Origin of the sequence: Streptomyces sp. NBC_01750, from assembly GCF_035918095.1 — a bacterium.
Taxonomy (GTDB): domain Bacteria; phylum Actinomycetota; class Actinomycetes; order Streptomycetales; family Streptomycetaceae; genus Streptomyces.
On the sequence record NZ_CP109137.1, the window covers coordinates 4,579,714 to 4,599,603 of the forward strand.

Genomic DNA, 19,890 nt, shown 5'->3' on the forward strand with positions numbered 1-19,890 from the left:
CACCGGGTCTACAGCAGCGGCTCGGTGTCCGGGGGCGGCTCCGCGATCTGCCCCGGGCCCGGATCGAGATCCGTCTCCTCGAAGACCAGCAGCGTGCGCGTGGACAGCACTTCCGGGATGGACTGGAGCCTGGTCAGGACGAGCTCGCGCAGCGTGCGGTTGTCCGGGGTGTGCACCAGCAGGAGTACGTCGAAGTCTCCGCTGACCAGCGCGATGTGGGTGGCGCCGGGCAACGCCTGCAGCTGCTCGCGCACCGTGCGCCAGGAGTTCTGCACGATCTTGAGCGTGATATAGGCGGAAGCCCCCTGACCTGCCCGTTCATGGTTCACACGCGCGCTGAAGCCGCGGATCACACCGTCGTCGATGAGCCTGTTGATACGGGCGTAGGCGTTCGCGCGGGAGACGTGGACCCGTTCGGCCACGGAGCGTATCGAGGCGCGGCCGTCCGACTGCAGGATGCGCAGGATGTCTCGGTCGATGGCGTCGAGCGGTCGCGGCGGAGGTGCCTGCTCCGCGCGGTCACCGCTCTCGGCCATTTGTTCAGCTGCCATATCCCCCCGCCTCCCTGGCATGGACGACCTGTCTCCATCTCAGGCTGTGGAGAACCGTTTGTCCACAGGCTGAAGGCGCCTGTAGCCAAAATGCGTCCACGACCGAACAATCGGTAGGTGAGGCGCGACACACTCGCGCCACTTCGTCATTGCTTTGTCATTGCTTTCGTCGTCGCTCCCACGAGGAGGTGCTCGCGTTGAGAAAGAGCAGCATGACGGTCCAGGAGCTGCCCGGTGCCGCTGCCGCCTACCGGCCCACCCCGCCCCCGGCGTGGAAGCCCCGTACCGACCCCGCGCCACTGCTCCCGGACCCGGAGCCGTACCGCGTGCTCGGCACTGACGCCGCGGCCGGCGCCGACCCCGAGCTGCTGCTGCGGCTGTACGCGGAGCTGGTGCGCGGCCGCAGGTACAACGTCCAGGCGACAGCCCTGACAAAGCAGGGCAGGCTGGCCGTCTACCCGTCGAGCACCGGGCAGGAGGCGTGCGAGGTGGCGGCCGCACTAGCGCTGGAGGAGCGGGACTGGCTCTTCCCCAGCTACCGCGACACCCTCGCGGCCGTGGCGCGCGGTCTCGACCCCGTACAGGCGCTGACGCTGCTGCGCGGCGACTGGCACACCGGCTACGACCCGCGTGAGCACCGCATAGCGCCCCTGTGCACGCCGCTGGCCACGCAGCTGCCGCACGCCGTGGGCCTGGCGCACGCCGCGCGGCTCAAGGGCGATGACGTTGTCGCGCTCGCCATGGTCGGCGACGGCGGCACCAGCGAGGGCGACTTCCACGAGGCGTTGAACTTCGCCGCCGTGTGGCGGGCCCCCGTGGTCTTCCTCGTCCAGAACAACGGCTTCGCCATTTCGGTGCCGCTGGCCAAGCAGACCGCAGCCCCTTCGCTGGCCCACAAGGCCGTGGGGTACGGCATGCCCGGTCGGCTCGTCGACGGCAACGACGCGGCCGCGGTGCACGAGGTGCTCGGCGAGGCCGTGGCGCGGGCCAGGCGCGGTGGCGGTCCTACGCTCATCGAGGCCGTGACGTACCGCATCGACGCGCATACGAACGCCGACGACGCGACCCGCTACCGGGGCGAGAGCGAGGTCGAGACCTGGCGTGCACACGATCCGATCCGGCTGCTGGAGCGGGAGTTGACGGAGCGAGGGCTGCTCGACGAGGACGGCATACGGGCGGCTGCCGAGGCGGCCGAGACGATGGCCGCGGAGCTGCGCGACGGGATGAACGCAGACCCGGTGCTCGACCCGATGGACCTTTTCGAGCATGTCTACGCCGAGCAGACGAGCCAGCTGCGGGAGCAGGCGGCACTACTGCGGGCCGAGCTGGACGCGGAGGGAGAGGCGCGATGACCACGGCCGCGGTGAAGCCCGCTTCCATGGCTCAGGCCTTGCAGCGCGCGATGCGCGACGCGATGGCCGAGGATCCGTCCGTTCATGTGCTGGGGGAGGACGTCGGCACGCTCGGCGGAGTCTTCCGGGTGACGGACGGGCTCGCCAAAGAGTTCGGCGAGGACCGCTGTACGGACACACCGCTTGCTGAGGCGGGCATCCTCGGCGCCGCCGTCGGTATGGCGATGTACGGGCTGCGGCCGGTCGTCGAGATGCAGTTCGACGCCTTCGCCTATCCAGCGTTCGAGCAGCTGATCAGCCATGTGGCGCGGATGCGGAACCGCACACGGGGCGGTATGCCGCTGCCGATCACTGTGCGCGTGCCGTACGGCGGCGGAATCGGCGGTGTGGAGCACCACAGCGACTCGTCCGAGGCGTACTACATGGCGACTCCGGGGCTCCATGTCGTCACGCCGTCGACGGTCGACGACGCGTACGGACTGCTGCGTGCCGCGATCGCCTCCGACGACCCTGTGGTCTTCCTGGAGCCGAAGCGGCTGTACTGGTCGAAGGCGCAGTGGTCGCCGGATACGCCGTCCGTGGTCGAGCCGATAGGCCGGGCCGTCGTCCGGCGTCCCGGGCGCAGCGCCACCCTCATCACGTACGGGCCGTCGGTACCCGTCTGCATGGAGGCGGCGGAGGCCGCCGCGGCCGAGGGCTGGGACCTGGAAGTCGTCGATCTGCGCTCGCTGGTGCCCTTCGACGACGAGACTGTCTGTGCGTCCGTGCGGCGCACGGGCCGGGCGGTCGTCGTCCATGAGTCCACCGGCTTCGCCGGTCCCGGAGGAGAGATCGCCGCGCGGGTGACGGAGCGCTGCTTCCACCATCTGGAGGCGCCGGTGCTGCGGGTCGCGGGGTTCGACATTCCGTATCCGCCGCCGATGCTGGAGCGGCATCATCTGCCGGGAGTGGACCGAGTGCTGGACGCGGTGGCGCGACTGCAGTGGGAGGCGGGGAGCTGATGGCCCAGGTGCTCGAATTCAAGCTCCCGGACCTCGGGGAGGGGCTGACCGAGGCGGAGATCGTCCGTTGGCTGGTGGCCGTGGGCGATGTCGTCGCGATCGACCAGCCGGTCGTCGAGGTCGAGACGGCCAAGGCGATGGTGGAGGTGCCGTGCCCGTACGGGGGCGTGGTGACCGCGCGCTTCGGCGAGGAGGGCACGGAACTGCCGGTCGGGGCGCCCCTGTTGACGGTCGCGGTCGGTGCTGTGGAACCGGTCGGTTCCGCGGGATCCTCGGGTTCGCCCGACTCCGCGGGATCCGGCGGAGAATCGTCGGGCAATGTGCTGGTCGGTTACGGGACGGGGGCGCCGGCTGCCCGCAGGCGCCGTATCCGGCCTGCCGCGCCTGTTGCCGCCGCGCCTGCTGCACCCAGGCCTGCCGCAGCTCCGGCGCCTGCCCCGGCTCCGGCGCCTGTTGGGGCGCGCGTCGAGGCTCCGGCGCCCGCTGAGCACGTGACGCAGGACGGGCCCGTGCCTGTCATCTCGCCGCTCGTCCGCAGGCTCGCCCGTGAACATGGCCTCGATCTGCGCCGGTTGACCGGGTCCGGGCCGGACGGTCTGATCCTGCGTGCCGATGTCGAGCGTGCCATGTGCGCCGCCGACGCCACTGCCGCGCCGGAGCCCGCCGTGGCCACCACCGCAGCAGCCTCCGGCACGCGCGGTGAGCGCGTACCGCTGCGTGGCATCCGCGGGGCCGTGGCCGACAAGCTGTCCCGCAGCCGGCGCGAGATTCCCGACGCCACCTGCTGGGTCGACGCGGACGCGACCGAGCTGATGGCCGCGCGGGCCTCGATGAACGCCGCAGGCGGTCCGAAGATCTCGCTTCTGGCGCTGCTCGCCCGGATCTGTACGGCCGCACTCGCCCGCCACCCGGAGCTGAACTCCACGGTGGACCTGGAGGCCCGGGAGATCGTGCGCCTGCCCGAGGTGCATCTCGGGTTCGCGGCGCAGACCGAGCGAGGACTGGTCGTCCCCGTCGTACGGGATGCGCACAGCCGCTCGGCCGAGTCGCTGACCGCGGAGTTCGGGCGGCTGACGGATGCGGCCAGGGACGGAACGCTGACTCCGGCGGATCTGACCGGCGGGACGTTCACGCTGAACAACTACGGGGTGTTCGGCGTCGACGGCTCCACGCCGATCATCAATCACCCGGAGGCGGCCATGCTCGGCATCGGCCGGATCGTGCCCAAGCCATGGGTGCACCAGGGCGAGCTGGCCGTCCGCCAGGTCGTCCAGTTGTCGCTGACCTTCGACCACCGGGTTTGCGACGGCGGCACGGCGGGCGGTTTCCTGCGGTACGTGGCCGACTGCGTGGAGCATCCGGCAGTGCTGCTGCGCAGCCTGTAGATCTACTGGACGGTCCACTGCGTCCACATGTCAAGAGAGATCCAATCGGGGCTCCCGACCCGCGCGATCGCGGCCCATACTGCAGGGATGACCGCGTATGACGCCATCGTGCTCGCCGGAGGTGCCGCGAAGCGGCTGGGCGGCGCCGACAAGCCTGCGGTGAGCGTGGGCGGGCGGGCCCTGCTCGACCGTGTGCTCGGCGTGTGCCGTGACGCGGGGTGCACCGTTGTCGTCGGGGGGCGCCGGGCCACCGCGCGCCCCGTCGTCTGGGCGCGCGAGGACCCCCCGGGCGGTGGGCCGCTCGCCGCGCTGGACGCCGGCGTGCGGCAGATCGGGGCACCGGCCGTCCTGGTGCTCTCCGCCGATCTGCCGTTCCTGGGGGAGCGGACGGTGCGGCAGCTGATCGGCGCCCTCGACACGAGCAGGCAGGAGGCGGTCCTGCTCACCGATGCCGGCGGCCGTGACCAGCCCCTCGTCGCGGCGTACCGCACCGAACCGCTGCGCCGTGAACTCGCGCTCCTCGCCACCGAGCACGGGAGTCTGACCGGGCTGCCGTTGCGTCTGCTGACCCAGGAATTGGACCTCGCCCGGATCGCCGCGGAGCCGCTCGCCTCTTTCGACTGCGACACCTGGGAGGACATCTCCGCAGCCCGGGCCCGTATCAGGGAGCATGGGAACGTGCTGGACGAATGGATTACCGCAGTCAAGGACGAACTCGGCATCGATCTCGAAGTCGACACCGGCGCCCTGCTCGACCTCGCCCGGGACGCCGCGCATGGCGTCGCGCGCCCCGCCGCACCACTCACCACCTTCCTGGTGGGCTACGCAGCCGCCAAGGCGGGCGGTGGGCCGGAGGCGGTCGCCGAGGCCGCCCGCAAGGCCGCCGCGCTGGCCGCGCGCTGGGCCGACGAGACTGATCAGGCCGCCGCCGGCACCGAGGCCGGTCCGGCCGCAACCGGCGAGAAGCCCACCGACGACACCGACGAGGTCGACGCCGGATGACTGGTCGGGGCCACGAGGTCGACGCTGCTGACGGAGCCATGGACGAGCCCGATGCGGACGGCGTCGAGGAGGCCCTCGCGCTGGTCGGCAGCCAGACCCGGCGGCCGTCGCCCCCCGTCCCCGGCGCGGCCCGGCACCGCGCCACCCCCTGGCCCGAAGCCCGCGCTCTCGCCGCACGCCTCGGGCGCTCCGCTCCGCCCCGCACCCGGCGTGTGCCTCTCGAGCAGGCCCTCGGCCGGATTCTCGCCGAGCCGTTGACCGCGCTCTGTGATCTGCCCTCCTTCGACACCTCCGCGATGGACGGCTGGGTCGTCGCGGGGCCCGGCCCATGGGCCGTTCAGGGTGACGGCCCGATCCTCGCCGGGCACGCCGATGCCCCGGCGCTGCCCGATGGAACGGCCGTACGGATCGCCACCGGCGCCCGTATTCCGCCCGAGGCCACCGCGGTGATCCGCACCGAGCACTCCCGCACCGACATGGACAAGAGCCAGCTGTACGCCGAGCGCGAGGTGGTCCCCGGCCAGGACATCCGGACGCGCGGACAGGAGTGCCGCTCCGGCGACCAACTGTTGCCCGCCGCGTCCCTGGTGACCCCCGCGGTACTCGGCCTCGCCGCGGCCGCCGGCTACGACGAACTGCTCACGGTCCCCCTGCCCCGCGTTGAAATCCTCGTACTCGGCGATGAACTCCTCACCGCCGGACTCCCCCGCGACGACCTCATCCGCGACGCCCTGGGGCCGATGATCGGCCCCTGGCTGCGCGCTCTCGGCGTCGGGGTCATCGCCACGCGCCGTCTGGGTGACGACGCCGAAGCCCTCCACCGGGCCATCACCACATCCGATGCCGACCTCCTCCTGACCACCGGTGGCACGGCCTCGGGTCCGGTCGACCATGTTCATCCGGTGCTTCGTAAGGCGGGCGCGGAGCTGCTGGTCGACGGAGTAGCCGTACGCCCGGGCCATCCGATGTTGCTGGCCCGGCTCGCACCGGACTCGAACCGGCCGGACGGTTCCCCGGACAGATATCTGGTGGGCCTGCCCGGTAATCCACTCGCTGCGGTCGCCGGGCTTCTCACCCTCGCCGAGCCGCTGTTGTGCGCACTCGCTGCCCGGCCCACCCCTTCCTCCTATCGCGCCCCCGTACGTGACGAGGTGCACGGGCACCCGTACGACACCCGCCTTGTGCCCTTCGTCCACCGCGCCGACGAGCTGGTCCCGCTGCACTACAACGGACCGGCCATGCTGCGCGGTATCGCCGCCGCCGATGGTCTTGCCGTCGTGCCCCCGGGCGGCGCGCGTGCCGACGACGAGCTGGAGGTCCTCGATCTGCCCTGGGCGCCGTCGAACGCCCAGGGTGGGTGTTTCACGTGAAACTTCCCGGTCATGACGCCATGGCCCGCGGTGCCGACGAGCACCTGGTCACCAGCCGGGTGAAACTCCCCCGCCGTATTGTCGAGCGCCCGCTCCGCCAGGTCGCCAAGCGGGTGATGATGGCGCTGGGCGTGCTGGCGCTGACGGTGCTGATCGTCTGGTCCGACCGGACGGGATACCACGACAACTCCGACAACTCCGTCGACTTCCTCGACTCCGTCTACTACGCGACGGTGACGCTCTCCACGACGGGATACGGCGACATCGTCCCGTACAGCGCCGGAGCCAGGCTCACCAATGTGCTGCTGGTGACGCCGCTTCGTGTGCTCTTTCTGATCATCCTGGTCGGTACCACTCTCGAGGTCCTCACAGAGCGGACCCGGGAGGAGTGGCGGCTGAACCGCTGGAGTCAACGGTTCGCCTGATGTGCCACAAGCTGCCCCTGGTCAGCCGTGTGAACTCGTCCGGGTCACCGTGACCACCCGATCGCCGGGCCGGAGCGTCGCGGCTTCTGGGTGGTCGTAGCCCAGAATCTCGTTCCTGCGCACGACAGCGACGACGAGGTCGCTGCACTCGCGCGGAGATCGGCCCGCCTCTTCCTCCGTCGCAGGCCGCTCAGACAAATCAAGCCCCTTGCCAGAAGTCATCAGCTCTTCCAGCACCGTGCCCACGTATGGCTTGACAGTCGAAAGCCCGAGCAACCGTCCGGCCGAACCGGAGCTGGTTACTACGGCATCAGCTCCACTCTGCTTGATCAGCGGTACGTTCTCCTCTTCCCGGGCCGCCGCGACAATGGCGGCTCGCCTGTTGAGCTGTCTCGCCGTGAGAGTGACCAAGGTGGCCGTGTCGTCCCGCTGCGGAGCGATGATCACTTTGGAGGCGCGTGGCAATTCCGCTCGGAGCAGTGTTTCGGAGCGGGTCGCGTCCCCATGGACGGCTACGAAGCCGTCACTGCTGGCGGCGTCGACTGCCTTCCTCTGAGGGTCGATGACGACGATCTTCTCTTTGGGAGTTCCCTGGCAGAGCAGCGTTGCGATGGCGTGACGGCCCTTGGTGCCATAGCCGACGACGACCACATGGTCTTGGGTGCGGCCCCTCCAACGATGAACGCGAGCCTGCTGGCGCGTTCGTTCGGTGAGCACTTCGAGTGTGGTGCCAACCAAGATGATCAGGAAGAGCACACGCAACGGGGTGATGAGCAGGATGTTGGTCAGACGTGCGGTGTCGCTGTGCGGAACGATGTCGCCGTATCCGGTGGTGGAGAGGGTGACCGTGGCGTAGTAAAAGGCGTCGAGAAGATCGACCGAGTCGTTGGCATTGTCGTGGTAGCCGTCGCGATCGGCGTAGACGATAGCCACTGTGGCCAGCAGCACGCCCAGGGCCATCGTGAGGCGTCGTAGGACTTGCTGCAGCGGAGGCACCCCAGAACCGGCATGACGACGGTTCGGGCAGCCTCGGCGTCGACCTTGCTCCCTGAACGAGTACCGAACCAGAGGGACCGGAGAACCGAGGTTCCTCCCGTCTCAGCGGACTGCGTATCGTCTTTCATGACCGGCCCTCGCGTGCAGTGATCCACTCAGTCAGCATGCCGACCATGGTTCCGTACCGGACCGGCGAAACTCGCCGTGCTGTGGATCTTCATCAGTGCCGCAGGCATTGGGATGGCTGACCGCCTCATCTCGAACGGCCACCACGGCGTCAAAGTCTCGTGATCGACTCGGCCACGCCGAGGTCACGGCGCATGACGAGAACGCACGCCGACCCCGCTCCTGGCCTCGGCTGATCGCCATTACCCGGTCGTTCTGGCACGGCAATGGCACGCTGATGGGCTGCGCCGGGTGGGGGGGCGTGTTTCGGATCGTTTGTGCCGTACCCGGTGGCGGTGGACATCGGCGCCTTGTGACGCAGAGTGATCGATCTTTGACGAAACGTCGCGGTATGGTCGGCCTGTACGCGGAACACAACGGACCTGGCGGTGGATCCTGCTGGTGACCGCCGGGACGATCGGACTGCTCGCTTTGCTTACGCTCTCCACGGTGGACCGACTGGTCCTGCGAACTCCCGTCTCGAGCGACGGCGGGCACGGTACTGACCAGGTCATCTTCCAGAAGGGAGTGGCCGAGGACCGCAGATCCCTTTTCAATGGGGTTCTTTATTACCAGCCTCCGAAGGTGGTGGACGTGGGCGACACCCTGGAGTTCTCGGCGTGGCTCACGGCGATCCGCGGTGAGACCCCGCCCGCGTGGCCGCCCGGCAGAGTGGTGGCTCAACGCGCCTTGCGCGTTGGCGGGGTGCAGAAGGCGTACCTCTCCGAGGCCGGGAAGAACGTGGACATGAGGTACTCGGCTCTCCGATCGGCACGATCGCCGCGCCCGGTGACGAGGTGGAGTGGCACCGGTACCTCACCCCGCGCAAGCCCGGCAGGTACACCCTCAAGTTGATGGTCGAGACGTACCGAGGTGAGTCGGACGTCCTCCTCGCCCGTTTCTCCCCACCCATCGACATCATCCTGACCGCCCGCGCCACCTGGGGCTACCGCATCACGTCGGCCCAGGGCTCATCGGCTTGGGAGCCTCCCTCACCGTGCTGACAGCGCTGGCGGCGGTCTTCCGCAGGCCCCTGGCCGCGATCTTCTCCCGCTTCCGCGACCATCGGCGGAGAAGTGGCCGGCAGCAGCCTTAAGTGGTTCGTGCGGGCCTTGACCTGCTGCTGAGCTGTCGGCAGTTGTCAGCCTTGGTCATCGTTGAGCGCCCTTCCACGGCCCCGGAAGGGCGCTCCGCTGTGCGATGACCCCGGCTTTAGGAGCGTGGTGGGGCGAGTTGGGGCCTGACCTGGGGCATGTCGACTTCGACAGACACGGGCTCCACGCATCGTCGGCGCCCCCTGTTCCTCGTGGCTCCCCGCCTGATCTGGCGCGGCTGTAGCACGGCGAACATCTGATCCGTAGCTCCAGCCGGATCGTGGCCTGAGCTCCAGCCGGATCGTGGCCTGCGGTCATTCAGACCATTCGAGGTCTCTGGAGGGCGCTGTCAGCCGGTAGCGGTTGCGGTAGTTGCGGTACTGCACTGCTGTACAGCACCAGCTTGAGGGGTGTACAACGACGCCGTGGCGACTCAACCAACACGGGCGATGTGGTGGGCCGAGATTGCGGTCTTCCTCGCCGGATCAGCAATGACCCTCACGATGATCATGTTCACAGTGTTGGTGGCTGCCAGGCGGCCTGTGGTGCTCGGGACCGGGCCCTCGGCCCTGCTGATCGCTCTGTCCGTCGGTGTCGGCGTCTTCGTGAGCGGCAAGTTCAGAGCTTGGGGGTTGCGTCGACAGGATTTGGCCTGCGCCACACGATCTTGAAAACCGTCGTGGCAGCGATGTCACCGTGGGTTCAAACCCCACACCCACCGCAGGTGAACGGCCCCTGACCAGGTAATTCGGTCAGGGGCCGTTCTCGTGAGAGTTGTCCGCGAGCGACCGATGTTCCCCGCTGTTTCCCGACCGAACGGGCACGGGAGGGGCACGGCCACCTTTTGATCCGTAGCTCTAGCCGGAGCGGTCAGCGACGGTCATTCCGGTCGCTCCACGTCCCCGGAGGGACGCTACCGGTCGGGGCGGCTGCTGGGGTTGCGGTACTTCGCGCTGTACGCCTACCCCGGGAGACGGCCCCGTGTGCGAGCAGGCCTACTCTCCTCGGATGGACGACGCCACTTGCTTCTGCCTCCTCTGCGCCCCGACGGAATGGGGCGGCCCCGTGTCGGAGGAACGCGACAACCGCATAGCCAAGAGTGTCGCGGACTTCGGCTGGCACGTCATGGGCGTGGCCGGCGGTGATGCCCCCGGCGATTGGGGCTACTCCATCGGTCTCTGGCACACACTGCGTAGTCCCGAGGTAAGCGTGTTCGGCCTGCCATCGCAAACCGCGATGCGCGTGGCGAACGCCGCTGGGGCAGCGATACGGGATGGCAACCCACTCGAGCCCGACCAGCGCCGGGGAGACGTCCTCAACGGCTACGACGTGGCCGTCCGGCCCGTGCATCCCAGCTGGTACCACGACTTCTTCGGCGCAGGCATCGACTTCTACCAGACCCCGCCACTGCCAATCACGCAGCTGTTCTGGCCGGACAAGGCCGGGCGGTTCCCCTGGGATGAGGGAGCAGACGAGCGCTGCCGCACGGGCCAACCGCTGCTCTGGATTCCAAAAGACGAGACCACCGGTCCATGGACCGAAGTCGCGTGAGTTCGGTGGGCCGGGGCACGGCAGCATGCTGAGTGGAGCAACTCCCCCTGGAGTGTCCTGCCCGTAGTACGCAAGTCTGGCGAGCCGCTCATTCCGTCGAAGGAAGCGCTCTGACCTGCGGCTCTTCTCCGGTCGGCCGTTGGTACCCACACTCCAACGCGGTGCCACCTTCGTCAACCACCTCATAGCCGACGATCACCTTGCAGGGGTCACCGTCCTCATAGAGCCAGACGGTGATGTGGTCAGCCGCGAGGACGACGGAGAACTGAACATCGATTCCGTCGGCAGCGGGTGCGACGGTGAAGACTTCCCCAGGCTGCAGCCAGAAGTCTTCGCCATACGGCTCGATGAAGAGGCTGACGAGATCCGCACCTGCGTTCTGAACTGGAAGCCTGTTCTTCATCCGCGCCACCCTAGAAGGAGCTGGCCACCCTGCCGCTGTGGCCCCCGGCTGTGGACCACCGCTTTGTAAGCCTGGCATCGATCTCAAAGCGGTCATGCCAGGTCAGCAGGCCCGCAGCTGAGCTGAACCTGCCAGCTGGTGTTTGCACCTTCCCGCGCCCCAACTGACCGTGAATGACCGCACGATCTGGCACGCATCTGGCACGTAACTACGTTCGATCCCCCGTATTACCAAGTGGTAGAGTCACGCTCTTCGCCAGGCTTCCCCTGTGCGGAGTCCCTGCGGTTGGTCGTGCCATGTCCGATCCTCTTAACCTCGATCCGTACACGGTGTGGCGGCACGCGATCGCCGAAGCTGACCGGGTCTTCGCATCGCCTCCCGAACTCGACCGACCGGTGGACGGCTGCACCTATTGCACCCCGGAGTCCGAGCTGCAAATTCTCGGTGGCGATCCCGCCGCCGTACCAGATGATCTCCTCGGGCATTTCATGCGCGAAGTCGTCAGCCACTGGGACGCGGACCAATACCCCGTCCTATGGCGTCGTCTCATGCCCCGTGCGCTGCGCTATTGGGGGCCCGAGGGTCATGACATTGATCCATCCGGGGAAATCGGTCATCTCGGCCAACACGGGGCCAAGTTCGTTGACTGGCCCGCCCCCGAACGTGCCGTGGTAGAGCAGGCCTTCCGAGCGCTGCTGGCCCTCGCCCTGGTTGATGGCACTCCCGGGGACATCGCCGAACTCGTGGAAGGAATCGCCCACGCAACGGGTGATCTGGAGCCGTGGTTGGAGCACATCGCCGGGCTCTCAGGCTCCAAGGCGGACGCCGGCCTCGTCCGCCTCGCCTTCGACTGGGCCACCGACCTTCTCTGGGACGAGCTTCAGTTCACGTGGTGGTACGACGGCGACCCCCAGGTGATCGCTGCCTGGCTGCCCACCCAGCGCGCCCGCATCGCCACCTTCGCCACACAGCACCCGCGCTGCAAGACCGCGGCGGACGCGCTGATCGCGATCGACCGCATCCAAGCCGGTGACCATAGCCCATGGTTGTACCCGTACGGCAGGAAGTTCCTCAGGCTGGCCCCATGACCAGACCGGTCGATGTTTCGGCAGCACAGACGACATCGGCCTCGCGTACCCCCGCTTTAGGAGCGTGGTGGGGCGAGTCGTGCCCTGACCTGCGGTATGCCAACGTCGGCGAATCCTGCCCGTTGCCCCTGTCAGCCACTGCAGTTCCCCGTGAGTCCCCGCCTGATCTGGCGCGGTTGTGGCACGGGGAACATCTGATCCGTAGCTCTAGCCGGATAGGTCAGCGACGGTCATTCCGGCCACTACGAGGCCCCGGAGGGACGGGAGCGGACGGGGGCGCGGATGCTGGGGTTGCGGTACCGGCCTGCTGCACAACGACCAGAGGTCGACCAGCCTACGGGCACCCCGCCAGGTCACACTCAGCCCCCGTCGGGCCAGCCGCCGGGTCCGTCTGTGCGGATGAGGATCCCGGGGTCGTCCGGATCAACCTCACCCGTGAAGTGGCTCGGCCAGAACGCCCGGCGGGTGCGCGGCAGAGGTATCTCCACGAGTCGGCCGTCGTGGATCATCCACAGGCCAAAGCACTCGTCCTCCTCGTCGTGAACCAGCACCTGTACTGAGTGTGGTGATTTCCAGGGCAACGACTCAAGGTGTTCCAGCAATCCGAGCCATCTGGACCGCCGCACGAACTCAATGGCCCAGCCGCCGAACATGCCATGTCCGATATCGTTGAAACATCCTGACCACTTTCGACTGTCGTCTGGCTGGGTCAGCGGCTCCATGGTCTCTTCTTCGTTACTGGCCAGCACGATGACTTCGGCAAATCTGCTCATGAGGGAGTATCGCCAGCGGTTGGGCAGGACGGGCAACCGAGTTCTTTGCCTGGGTGATGTCCCGCCCGGTTAAGGGGCGGAATCCCTTCTTGGTCCCTGTGGTGTCGGTAGCGTCGTGCCCATCGGTACCGGGGCCATCGTCGGGCTCGAAGGAAAGCCGGACGAGACCGGCCCAGTTCTGGCCTTCAAGATCGCCCCAGCGTGCCCGCTTCACGAGATCGTCGCTCGTGTTCTTAGGTTACTTTCGGGAAAGCGCTGGAGGCTTCGCTTGCGTGAGCACACGGTCATCGTCGGCTTCGGCACCAAGGGCCGGTCCGCGATTCAGACGCTGACCGCCACGGGTCTGAAGAAGGAACAGGTCATCGTCGTCGACCCCAGCACCAAGGTGATCGAGGCCGCCAATGCCGAGGGCTATGTGGGGGTGATCGGCGATGCGACCCGCAGCGATGTGCTGATCCGCGCCGAGGTGCAGAAGGCACGTCAGATCGTCATCGCGACGCAGCGGGACGACACCGCGGTTCTGGTCTCGCTGACCGCGCGCCAGCTCAACCGGGGTGCGAAGATCGTCGCCGCGGTGCGCGAGGAGGAGAACGCGCCGCTGTTGCGTCAGTCAGGCGCGGATGCGGTGATCACCAGCGCGAGCGCGGCCGGCCGGCTGCTGGGACTGTCCGTGCTCAGCCCCAGCGCGGGAACGGTGATGGAGGACCTGATCCAGCAGGGCAGCGGCCTTGACCTCATCGAACGGCCGGTGACAAAGGCCGAGGTGGGCCGCAGTGTGCGGGAGACCGACGATCTGGTGGTGAGCGTGCTGCGCGGGCACCGCCTGATCGGATACGACGACCCGGCGGCGAGTCCGCTGCAGCTGACGGATCGCCTGATCACGATCGTGCGTGCGTCGAACGTCCAGCCCCTCACCACCTCTGAGTAGGCCCACTCCGGAGTAGCCTCGCGGCCATGCATTCGATCACGATTCCCGAACCTGGTGGCCCCGAAGCGCTTGTGTGGGCCGAGGTGCCCGATCCCGTACCCGGCGAGGGAGAAGTCCTCGTCGAGGTCGTCGCGAGCGCCGTCAACCGTGCCGATCTGTTGCAGCGCCAGGGCTTCTACGATCCGCCCCCCGGCTCGTCCCCGTACCCCGGCCTCGAGTGCTCGGGCCGGATCACGGAGCTCGGGCCAGGCGTCTCGGGGTGGGCCGTGGGCGACGAGGTGTGCGCGCTGCTGGCGGGTGGCGGTTACGCGGAGAAGGTCGCCGTGCCGGCGGGGCAGCTGCTGCCGGTGCCGAAGGGGCTCGATCTTGTCACGGCCGCGGCGTTGCCCGAGGTGACGTGCACGGTGTGGTCGAACGTCTTCATGATCGCGCACTTGCGGCCGGGTGAGACGCTGCTGGTCCAGGGTGGTGCGAGCGGTATCGGCACGATGGCGATCCAGCTCGCGAAGGCGGTGGGTGCGCGGGTGGCCGTCACCGCGGGTGGGCCCGAGAAGCTGGCGCGCTGTGCGGAGCTGGGCGCGGACATCCTGATCGACTACCGCGAGCAGGACTTCGTTGAGGAACTGCGGAAGGCGACTGACGGGGCGGGCGCGGACGTCATCCTCGACATCGTCGGCGCGAAGTATCTGGACCGGAATGTGAAGGCGCTGGCGGTCAACGGCCGCCTTGCCGTGATCGGCCTGCAGGGTGGCGTCAAGGGCGAGCTGAACCTGGCGACGCTGCTCGGCAAGAGGGCCGCCATCACGGCGACGTCGTTGCGGGCCCGCCCGCTCGGCGAGAAGGCGTCGATCGTGGCGGCCGTACGGGAGCATGTATGGCCCCTGATCGAGGGCGGCCGGGTCCGTCCGGTGGTGGACCGCACGGTTCCGATGCCGGACGCGGCGGAGGCGCACAGGGTGCTCGAGTCGGGCGCGAATGTCGGCAAGGTGCTGCTGGTGGCGCCTGCGGCGGGCTGACCCGACCCGCCCCGCCCTTGTGGGGGTACGAGGTACCCCCACGCCCCCGGCGGGGTCTGAAAGCCGCCGCGGCGGCTTCACCGCACGGGCGGTGGCGATAGGTCGCCGCGGGTGGGGCGGTCGCGTCCGATCAGTCCCGCCCTGGGGCGGGCAAGGCGTCGGTCGGCTGCCCGGTGTACCAGGCACGGGTGTGGGTGTGGCGTAGACCCCGGCCGGCGTCGACCGGCGGTGGCGGTGGCGGTGGCGGTGGCGGTGGCGGTGGCGGTAAGAGTCTCGGGCGACCGCGACCGGCGGTGGCGCTGTCTCGGGCGCGGGCCGAGAAGGTGCGGCTTCGCCGCACGGTGCGGGCGCGGTGGTTCGTGCGGGCACGGCGGCTTCGGGGTGCCGCGTCGCACCCGGCCGCCCCGGCCGGCGCCGTGCCCCTTCCACCGACGCGGGCACACAGATGTGTGGGGGGTGCCGAAGCACCCCCCACACCTGAGTCATGCAACAGCAGCGTCGCGGCCTGTAGGGCCGGCGGCCCTACAGGTAGGGTCCCGAGCGGATCGCGCCGTGGGGGCCCTCTTCCTCCGACTCGTGGAGGGCGCCGGGCGGGAGGGCGCGGCGCATCTGTTCGAGTTGGGCGCGGGCGGCCATTTGCTGGGCGAACAGCGCCGTCTGGATTCCGTGGAAGAGACCCTCGAGCCAGCCCACCAACTGTGCCTGCGCAATGCGCAGTTCAGCCTCGGAGGGGATCGCCTCGTCGGTGAAGGGGAGGCTGAGGCGTTCGAGTTCCTCGACAAGCTCCGGGGCGAGGCCGTCTTCCAGCTCCTTCACGGAGCTGTGGTGGATTTCTTTGAGCCGGACCCGGCTCGCCTCGTCCAGAGGAGCTGCCCTGACTTCCTCCAGCAGCTGCTTGATCATGCTTCCGATGCGCATGACCTTCGCAGGCTGTTCGACCATCTCTGTCACCGGGACCTCGCGCGACTCGTCGTCACTGTCACCGCCGCCGAGAGCCATGCCGTCCTGTCCCACGACAAAGACGTGGGGGCTCTCCTGCGACCGTTCATTCCTCGGCATCTCCATGCCGCCATTCTCTCGCATCGGTGCCTCACCACACGGTGTGCCCCCGTACGAGGGTGATCTACCCTCGTACGGGGGCACAAAGCGCCTGGTTGCGCCGGTCAGGTCGCCTCGCGGCGGGACAGCGCCCCACGGGAGCGGGTGACCACTGCCGCCAGGAGCGCGGCGCCCAACGGAACGGCTATGAGCAGCGCGGCCAGGGTTCCCCAGGGCACGATGATCGGTACGTACGGTGCCGAGTGGACCGAGCCGAAGCCCTGGTCCAGCGCCTCCTGGTAGAACTTCAGCTGCTGGCGCTTCTCGGCGAGCAGCAGCCCGACCGCCGGGAGCACACCCGCCGCCGAGCCGAGCAGCACACCCATCGTGGCCACCACACCGCACTGGAACCCGCTGAGCGTCCTGCGGACCCGCGGCGGCGCGCCGACCGCGGCGAGCGTCTTCAGATCGGCCTCCGCATCGGCCTGGGCGAGTCCCGTCGCGATACCGGCCGCACCGATCGTGATCAGTCCGGCGAAGACGGTCAACGCCAGCAGGATGATGCTGTTCTCGCTGGTGTAGCCCTCCTCGATATGGAGCTCGATGTTGGAGCCGGTCTTGTCGAGCTCTCCGTCCAGCCGCTGGCGCTGCTCGCTGCTCGGCATCTTGTCGGTGGAGTAGTACGCGCCGAGCGGGACGGTGGTCACACCGGCGGCCTTGGCCGCGCCGGCCGGCACGATCATCGAGATGCCGTACGACTTGGGCTCACCGGTGACCTGGTGCGTGGAGAACGTCTTGATCTCGCCGGGGGTCTCCTTGCCCTTCGACGCGGCCTCGTCGGCTTTCTTGGTATCGGTGACCAGACGGATGCTGATCTTTCCCTTGGTGTCGAGGTTGCGCTTGTCGAACGAGACGATCTGCCCGGCAGCAAGTGCCTTCTCGGCCGTCGTGTCCTCGATTCCGAGCACCTTCAGCAGCTTCGCGTCGCCGACCAGCACACCGCTGTCGGCGTAGATGGAGCCCGAGCCCGAGCTCTCCTTGCAACGCCAGTCATCGCTGAGCTTGCGGCGTTCGGCCTTGCTGAATTTCGACGCAGGGTCCTCATCCGGCTTGGCCGGGTCGGTCATCCACAGTGGGCACTGGTTGGCCTTGGGCACGACGACCTCGTAGCGGCCGCAGCCCTCTTCACCGCCGTACATCGAGCAGTTGGCCTTCCCGACGGAGATTCGGTCCACGTCGGCCCGTACGTCGATCGGCAGCAGTTTCTGCACGGTGCCGCGCACCGCGGGCATGTCCCGTCCGCCGGCCTCGTCGAGCATCACGGAGACCGCGCCGTGCGGCAGGCGTGCCTCGTACTGGGCCCTGCCCTGGGCGTCGTTGCTCGCGGCGTAGGTCGCCACGGCCACCGTGCCCGCGACGGCGGCCAGTACCGCGGCCACCGCGGGAGCCGTACGGCCCCGGTTGCGTACCGCGTCACGCAGCGCGAGGCGCGGCGAGAGCGGAAGGATGCGTCCGGTCCGGCCGAAGAGGCCCACCAGGGCGGGGGTCAGCGCGACCACGCCCAGCTCGGCGATGGCGCTGCCGCCCGCGACGACCGCGGACTGGTCGGTCATCGTCGACCCGTAGAGCGCGATCGCAGCGCCCAGACCGACCGCGATCAGCCCGATCACCGGGAGTACCCGGCTGCTCTTGCGTACACCGCGACGGCCGGTGAGCGATGCGAGCACGCTCTGCCGGGAGGAGGTGATGGCCGGGACGATCGCGGCCATCAGGCCGGTGAACACGGCGAGCAGCCCGATGCCGAGCAGCTCCAGCGGCCGTACGTCGAAACTGCCGAAGCGCTTGCCCATGTAGTCCTCGAGCAGCGGCTGCAGCACGAAGGTGAGGAGCAGGCCGAGGATGGTGCCGACCACGGCCGCGGCGAACCCGATCACCAGGCCGCCGGCGAGGACGATGGCTCGGATATGGCGCCGGTCACCGCCGTTGGCGCCGACCAGGCCGAGCTGGCGTCGCGAGCGCCGGGCGCCGACCGCGAAGGCGGGCCCTGCCAGCAGGCAGATCTCCAGCATCGCGAGCCCGACGACGGTGCCGACGGCCGCGAGGGCCGCGGCCTTGGCGGCCGTGCTCTCCTCGTAGTCGCCCCAGCCCTCTTGCTGGTAGATCGGGATCTCGGACTTGGCCGGCGGGTCGAGGGCGACGGCGCGCGAGTTGACCTTCACGCCCTTGGCGTTGGCCTGCTTGACCATGTTCCACGTGAAACCACCGGAGAGGCTCACCAGCTGTGTGGTGGTCGTTTCGGTGCCGGGCAGTCCGGACTTTTCCAGAGCCTTGTCGAGCGGGGCGAGCAGCGCGCCGGGCAGCGCGTTGACCTGGTCGGTCTTCAGCGCGTCGGGGAGCTCGTACGCACCGACGATCTTGTATTCGCGGTCGAGTCCGCGCGCTGTGAGCGTGGAGCCCACCTTCAGACCGCTGGACTCCAGGAAGTGCGTGGTCGCGGCGACCTCGTCGGCCGTCCGCGGGAGCCGACCGTGGTCGACGGCCATGATGCCCTTGGCTATCGGGTCCGAGGACTTCAACTCGCGGATCTCGGTGTTCAGCAGACCGTGCGTAGTACGCAGCTTGCCCGAACCCATGGAGTCCGTCAGGGACTTGGCGCCGGCGGGCAGCGCCTTGTTGATATCGGTCCTGCCTTCGGGCCACGGCTTGTTCTCGAAGTCCCCCACCGGGGTGGAGCTGTTGGCGTCCGGTGTCTGCATGATGGGCAGAGTGCCGTAGCCGGGGTCCGCCAGCCGTGCGTCGGCCGCCCCCAGCGAACGCCCAAGGCTCTGCTCGGTGGAGAGTTCGGCGCTGCGCAGGGTCAGATCCGCGGCGCTCACGCCGAGGATGGGAAGGGCGATCATGGCCAGGACGAGAAAGCTGCGTCCCTTGGAGCGCCAGGCGTCGCGGCGGGCGATACGGATCGCGGCCCGCCAGGAGTGGTACCAGGTCATCACAGTTCTGCCGCCTGGCCGGAGAGCAGCGAGTCGGCCTGGCTGCGGATGGTCTGGTCGACGACGGCGCCGTCGCGCAGGAAGACCACGCGGTCCGCCCAGGCCGCGAAGCGCGGTTCGTGAGTGACGAGAATGCCGGCCGCGCCGCTGTCGCAGCGTGAGCGCAACAGGGCGAGAACGGACTCGCCGGTCTCGGAGTCCAGCGCGCCGGTCGGCTCGTCGGCGAGGACGAGACGCCGCTCGCCGACCAGGGCCCGAGCGATGGCCACCCGCTGCTGCTGACCGCCCGACATCTCGTCAGGGAAGCGGTCGGCGAGATGGCCGAGGTCCATCTCCTCCAGAGCGGCGACGGCCTCGGTACGGGCCTTGCGTGCGGAGACTCCGTCGAGTTCGCGCGGCAGGGAGACGTTCTCGGCGGCGGTGAGGGCCGGGATGAGGTTGTAGTCCTGGAAGACGTAGCCGATGCTGCGCCGGCGCAGGGCGGCGAGCGTCTTGCGCCCGGCTGTGGTGATGTCGGTGTTTTCGACGATCACCCGTCCCGAGGTGGGCGCGTCGAGGCCGCCCGCGATGGTGAGCAGCGTGGACTTGCCGGAGCCCGACGGGCCCATGACCGCGACGAGTTCGCCGGGAAAGACATCGAGGTTGATGCCGCGCAGGGCATGCACCTCGGTGGCGCCGCTGCCGTGGACACGGGTCAGTTGCTGGAGTTGCAGCACGGGCTGCTGCGATGACTGTGACTGGTGGTCGGACATGGGAAGGGTC

The 19,890-nt window shown here is 68.8% G+C and carries 16 protein-coding genes and 2 pseudogenes; 11 read left to right on the plus strand and 7 right to left on the minus strand.

The genetic code is table 11. The features are described 5' to 3' along the window. Nucleotides 1-8: 8 nt before the first annotated feature. Entirely contained in the window at nucleotides 9-536 is a 528-nt protein-coding gene (locus OG966_RS20620) for an Lrp/AsnC family transcriptional regulator (RefSeq protein ID WP_406733811.1), read from the minus strand. A gap of 227 nt (nucleotides 537-763) precedes the next feature. On the opposite strand from OG966_RS20620, the gene pdhA reads away from it, so the two are divergent. From pdhA to OG966_RS20650, 6 genes and pseudogenes are all read left to right on the plus strand, one after another. Then, entirely contained in the window at nucleotides 764-1,903 is a 1,140-nt protein-coding gene (gene pdhA, locus OG966_RS20625; RefSeq protein ID WP_326655298.1) for a pyruvate dehydrogenase (acetyl-transferring) E1 component subunit alpha, read from the plus strand. After that, nucleotides 1,900-2,904 carry an alpha-ketoacid dehydrogenase subunit beta gene (locus tag OG966_RS20630; RefSeq protein WP_326651210.1) on the plus strand — a complete coding sequence of 335 codons (1,005 nt, stop codon included), beginning with the start codon at nucleotides 1,900-1,902 and terminating at the stop codon, nucleotides 2,902-2,904. Before pdhA ends, OG966_RS20630 begins: the two co-directional genes overlap by 4 nt. After that, nucleotides 2,904-4,289, plus strand: coding sequence for a dihydrolipoamide acetyltransferase family protein (locus OG966_RS20635; protein ID WP_326651211.1), 1,386 nt, complete (start codon nucleotides 2,904-2,906; stop codon nucleotides 4,287-4,289). The genes OG966_RS20630 and OG966_RS20635 overlap by 1 nt, the downstream gene beginning before the upstream one ends. 87 nt (nucleotides 4,290-4,376) lie before the next feature. Continuing rightward, on the plus strand, nucleotides 4,377-5,291 hold the full coding sequence (locus OG966_RS20640; RefSeq protein ID WP_326651212.1) for an NTP transferase domain-containing protein: 915 nt from the start codon (nucleotides 4,377-4,379) through the stop codon (nucleotides 5,289-5,291). Next, complete coding sequence (locus OG966_RS20645; protein WP_442806729.1) at nucleotides 5,288-6,661, plus strand: molybdopterin molybdotransferase MoeA; 1,374 nt, start codon at nucleotides 5,288-5,290, stop codon at nucleotides 6,659-6,661. The genes OG966_RS20640 and OG966_RS20645 overlap by 4 nt, the downstream gene beginning before the upstream one ends. A 20-nt stretch (nucleotides 6,662-6,681) precedes the next feature. Then, a pseudogene (locus tag OG966_RS20650) lies at nucleotides 6,682-7,068 on the plus strand (potassium channel family protein); the annotation flags it as partial. A 39-nt stretch (nucleotides 7,069-7,107) separates the two neighbouring features. Here OG966_RS20650 and OG966_RS20655 read toward each other — a convergent pair. Next, nucleotides 7,108-8,082: a potassium channel family protein gene (locus tag OG966_RS20655; RefSeq protein ID WP_442806730.1), complete on the minus strand. Its 975-nt coding sequence runs from the start codon at nucleotides 8,080-8,082 to the stop codon at nucleotides 7,108-7,110. A 962-nt stretch (nucleotides 8,083-9,044) separates the two neighbouring features. Here OG966_RS20655 and OG966_RS20660 point away from each other — a divergent pair. Continuing rightward, the gene (locus tag OG966_RS20660; RefSeq protein ID WP_326651214.1) at nucleotides 9,045-9,251 is read left to right on the plus strand and encodes a hypothetical protein; all 207 of its coding nucleotides are present in this window, start codon (nucleotides 9,045-9,047) and stop codon (nucleotides 9,249-9,251) included. Between the two features lie 1,098 nt (nucleotides 9,252-10,349). After that, a complete protein-coding gene (locus tag OG966_RS20665; RefSeq protein ID WP_326651215.1) occupies nucleotides 10,350-10,892 on the plus strand; it encodes a DUF4262 domain-containing protein in 543 nt (180 codons plus the stop codon). A gap of 88 nt (nucleotides 10,893-10,980) precedes the next feature. On the opposite strand, the gene OG966_RS20670 is transcribed toward OG966_RS20665, so the two are convergent. Further along, the gene (locus OG966_RS20670; RefSeq protein ID WP_326651216.1) at nucleotides 10,981-11,295 is read right to left on the minus strand and encodes a hypothetical protein; all 315 of its coding nucleotides are present in this window, start codon (nucleotides 11,293-11,295) and stop codon (nucleotides 10,981-10,983) included. Between the two features lie 296 nt (nucleotides 11,296-11,591). Between OG966_RS20670 and OG966_RS20675 the strand changes: the two genes are divergently transcribed. Continuing rightward, on the plus strand, nucleotides 11,592-12,383 hold the full coding sequence (locus tag OG966_RS20675) for a hypothetical protein (RefSeq protein ID WP_326651217.1): 792 nt from the start codon (nucleotides 11,592-11,594) through the stop codon (nucleotides 12,381-12,383). Between the two features lie 359 nt (nucleotides 12,384-12,742). On the opposite strand, the gene OG966_RS20680 is transcribed toward OG966_RS20675, so the two are convergent. Beyond that, a complete protein-coding gene (locus OG966_RS20680; RefSeq protein WP_326651218.1) occupies nucleotides 12,743-13,156 on the minus strand; it encodes a hypothetical protein in 414 nt (137 codons plus the stop codon). A gap of 250 nt (nucleotides 13,157-13,406) precedes the next feature. Here OG966_RS20680 and OG966_RS20685 point away from each other — a divergent pair. Together OG966_RS20685 and OG966_RS20690 are read left to right on the plus strand one after the other, a co-directional pair. After that, nucleotides 13,407-14,084: pseudogene (locus OG966_RS20685) on the plus strand (potassium channel family protein); the annotation flags it as partial. A gap of 26 nt (nucleotides 14,085-14,110) precedes the next feature. Beyond that, on the plus strand, nucleotides 14,111-15,100 hold the full coding sequence (locus tag OG966_RS20690) for an NAD(P)H-quinone oxidoreductase (RefSeq protein WP_326651219.1): 990 nt from the start codon (nucleotides 14,111-14,113) through the stop codon (nucleotides 15,098-15,100). Nucleotides 15,101-15,622: 522 nt separating this feature from the next. On the opposite strand, the gene OG966_RS20695 is transcribed toward OG966_RS20690, so the two are convergent. The 3 genes from OG966_RS20695 to OG966_RS20705 form a co-directional block, all read right to left on the minus strand. Continuing rightward, complete coding sequence (locus tag OG966_RS20695; protein ID WP_326651220.1) at nucleotides 15,623-16,165, minus strand: bacterial proteasome activator family protein; 543 nt, start codon at nucleotides 16,163-16,165, stop codon at nucleotides 15,623-15,625. A 98-nt stretch (nucleotides 16,166-16,263) separates the two neighbouring features. Beyond that, nucleotides 16,264-19,131, minus strand: a complete 2,868-nt coding sequence (locus OG966_RS20700) for an ABC transporter permease (RefSeq protein ID WP_326651221.1) — start codon at nucleotides 19,129-19,131, stop codon at nucleotides 16,264-16,266. Continuing rightward, nucleotides 19,128-19,880: an ABC transporter ATP-binding protein gene (locus OG966_RS20705; RefSeq protein ID WP_326651222.1), complete on the minus strand. Its 753-nt coding sequence runs from the start codon at nucleotides 19,878-19,880 to the stop codon at nucleotides 19,128-19,130. Before OG966_RS20705 ends, OG966_RS20700 begins: the two co-directional genes overlap by 4 nt. Nucleotides 19,881-19,890: the final 10 nt, after the last annotated feature.

Coding starts and splice junctions, on each gene's coding strand:
- OG966_RS20665 (WP_326651215.1), top strand. CDS start 10,350: ATGGACGACGCCACTTGCTTCTGCCTCCTCTGCGCCCCGACGGAATGG.
- OG966_RS20620 (WP_406733811.1), bottom strand. CDS start 536: ATGGCCGAGAGCGGTGACCGCGCGGAGCAGGCACCTCCGCCGCGACCG.
- OG966_RS20645 (WP_442806729.1), top strand. CDS start 5,288: ATGACTGGTCGGGGCCACGAGGTCGACGCTGCTGACGGAGCCATGGAC.
- OG966_RS20695 (WP_326651220.1), bottom strand. CDS start 16,165: ATGGAGATGCCGAGGAATGAACGGTCGCAGGAGAGCCCCCACGTCTTT.
- OG966_RS20675 (WP_326651217.1), top strand. CDS start 11,592: ATGTCCGATCCTCTTAACCTCGATCCGTACACGGTGTGGCGGCACGCG.
- OG966_RS20640 (WP_326651212.1), top strand. CDS start 4,377: ATGACCGCGTATGACGCCATCGTGCTCGCCGGAGGTGCCGCGAAGCGG.
- OG966_RS20630 (WP_326651210.1), top strand. CDS start 1,900: ATGACCACGGCCGCGGTGAAGCCCGCTTCCATGGCTCAGGCCTTGCAG.
- OG966_RS20705 (WP_326651222.1), bottom strand. CDS start 19,880: ATGTCCGACCACCAGTCACAGTCATCGCAGCAGCCCGTGCTGCAACTC.
- OG966_RS20670 (WP_326651216.1), bottom strand. CDS start 11,295: ATGAAGAACAGGCTTCCAGTTCAGAACGCAGGTGCGGATCTCGTCAGC.
- OG966_RS20635 (WP_326651211.1), top strand. CDS start 2,904: ATGGCCCAGGTGCTCGAATTCAAGCTCCCGGACCTCGGGGAGGGGCTG.
- pdhA (WP_326655298.1), top strand. CDS start 764: ATGACGGTCCAGGAGCTGCCCGGTGCCGCTGCCGCCTACCGGCCCACC.
- OG966_RS20680 (WP_326651218.1), bottom strand. CDS start 13,156: ATGAGCAGATTTGCCGAAGTCATCGTGCTGGCCAGTAACGAAGAAGAG.
- OG966_RS20690 (WP_326651219.1), top strand. CDS start 14,111: ATGCATTCGATCACGATTCCCGAACCTGGTGGCCCCGAAGCGCTTGTG.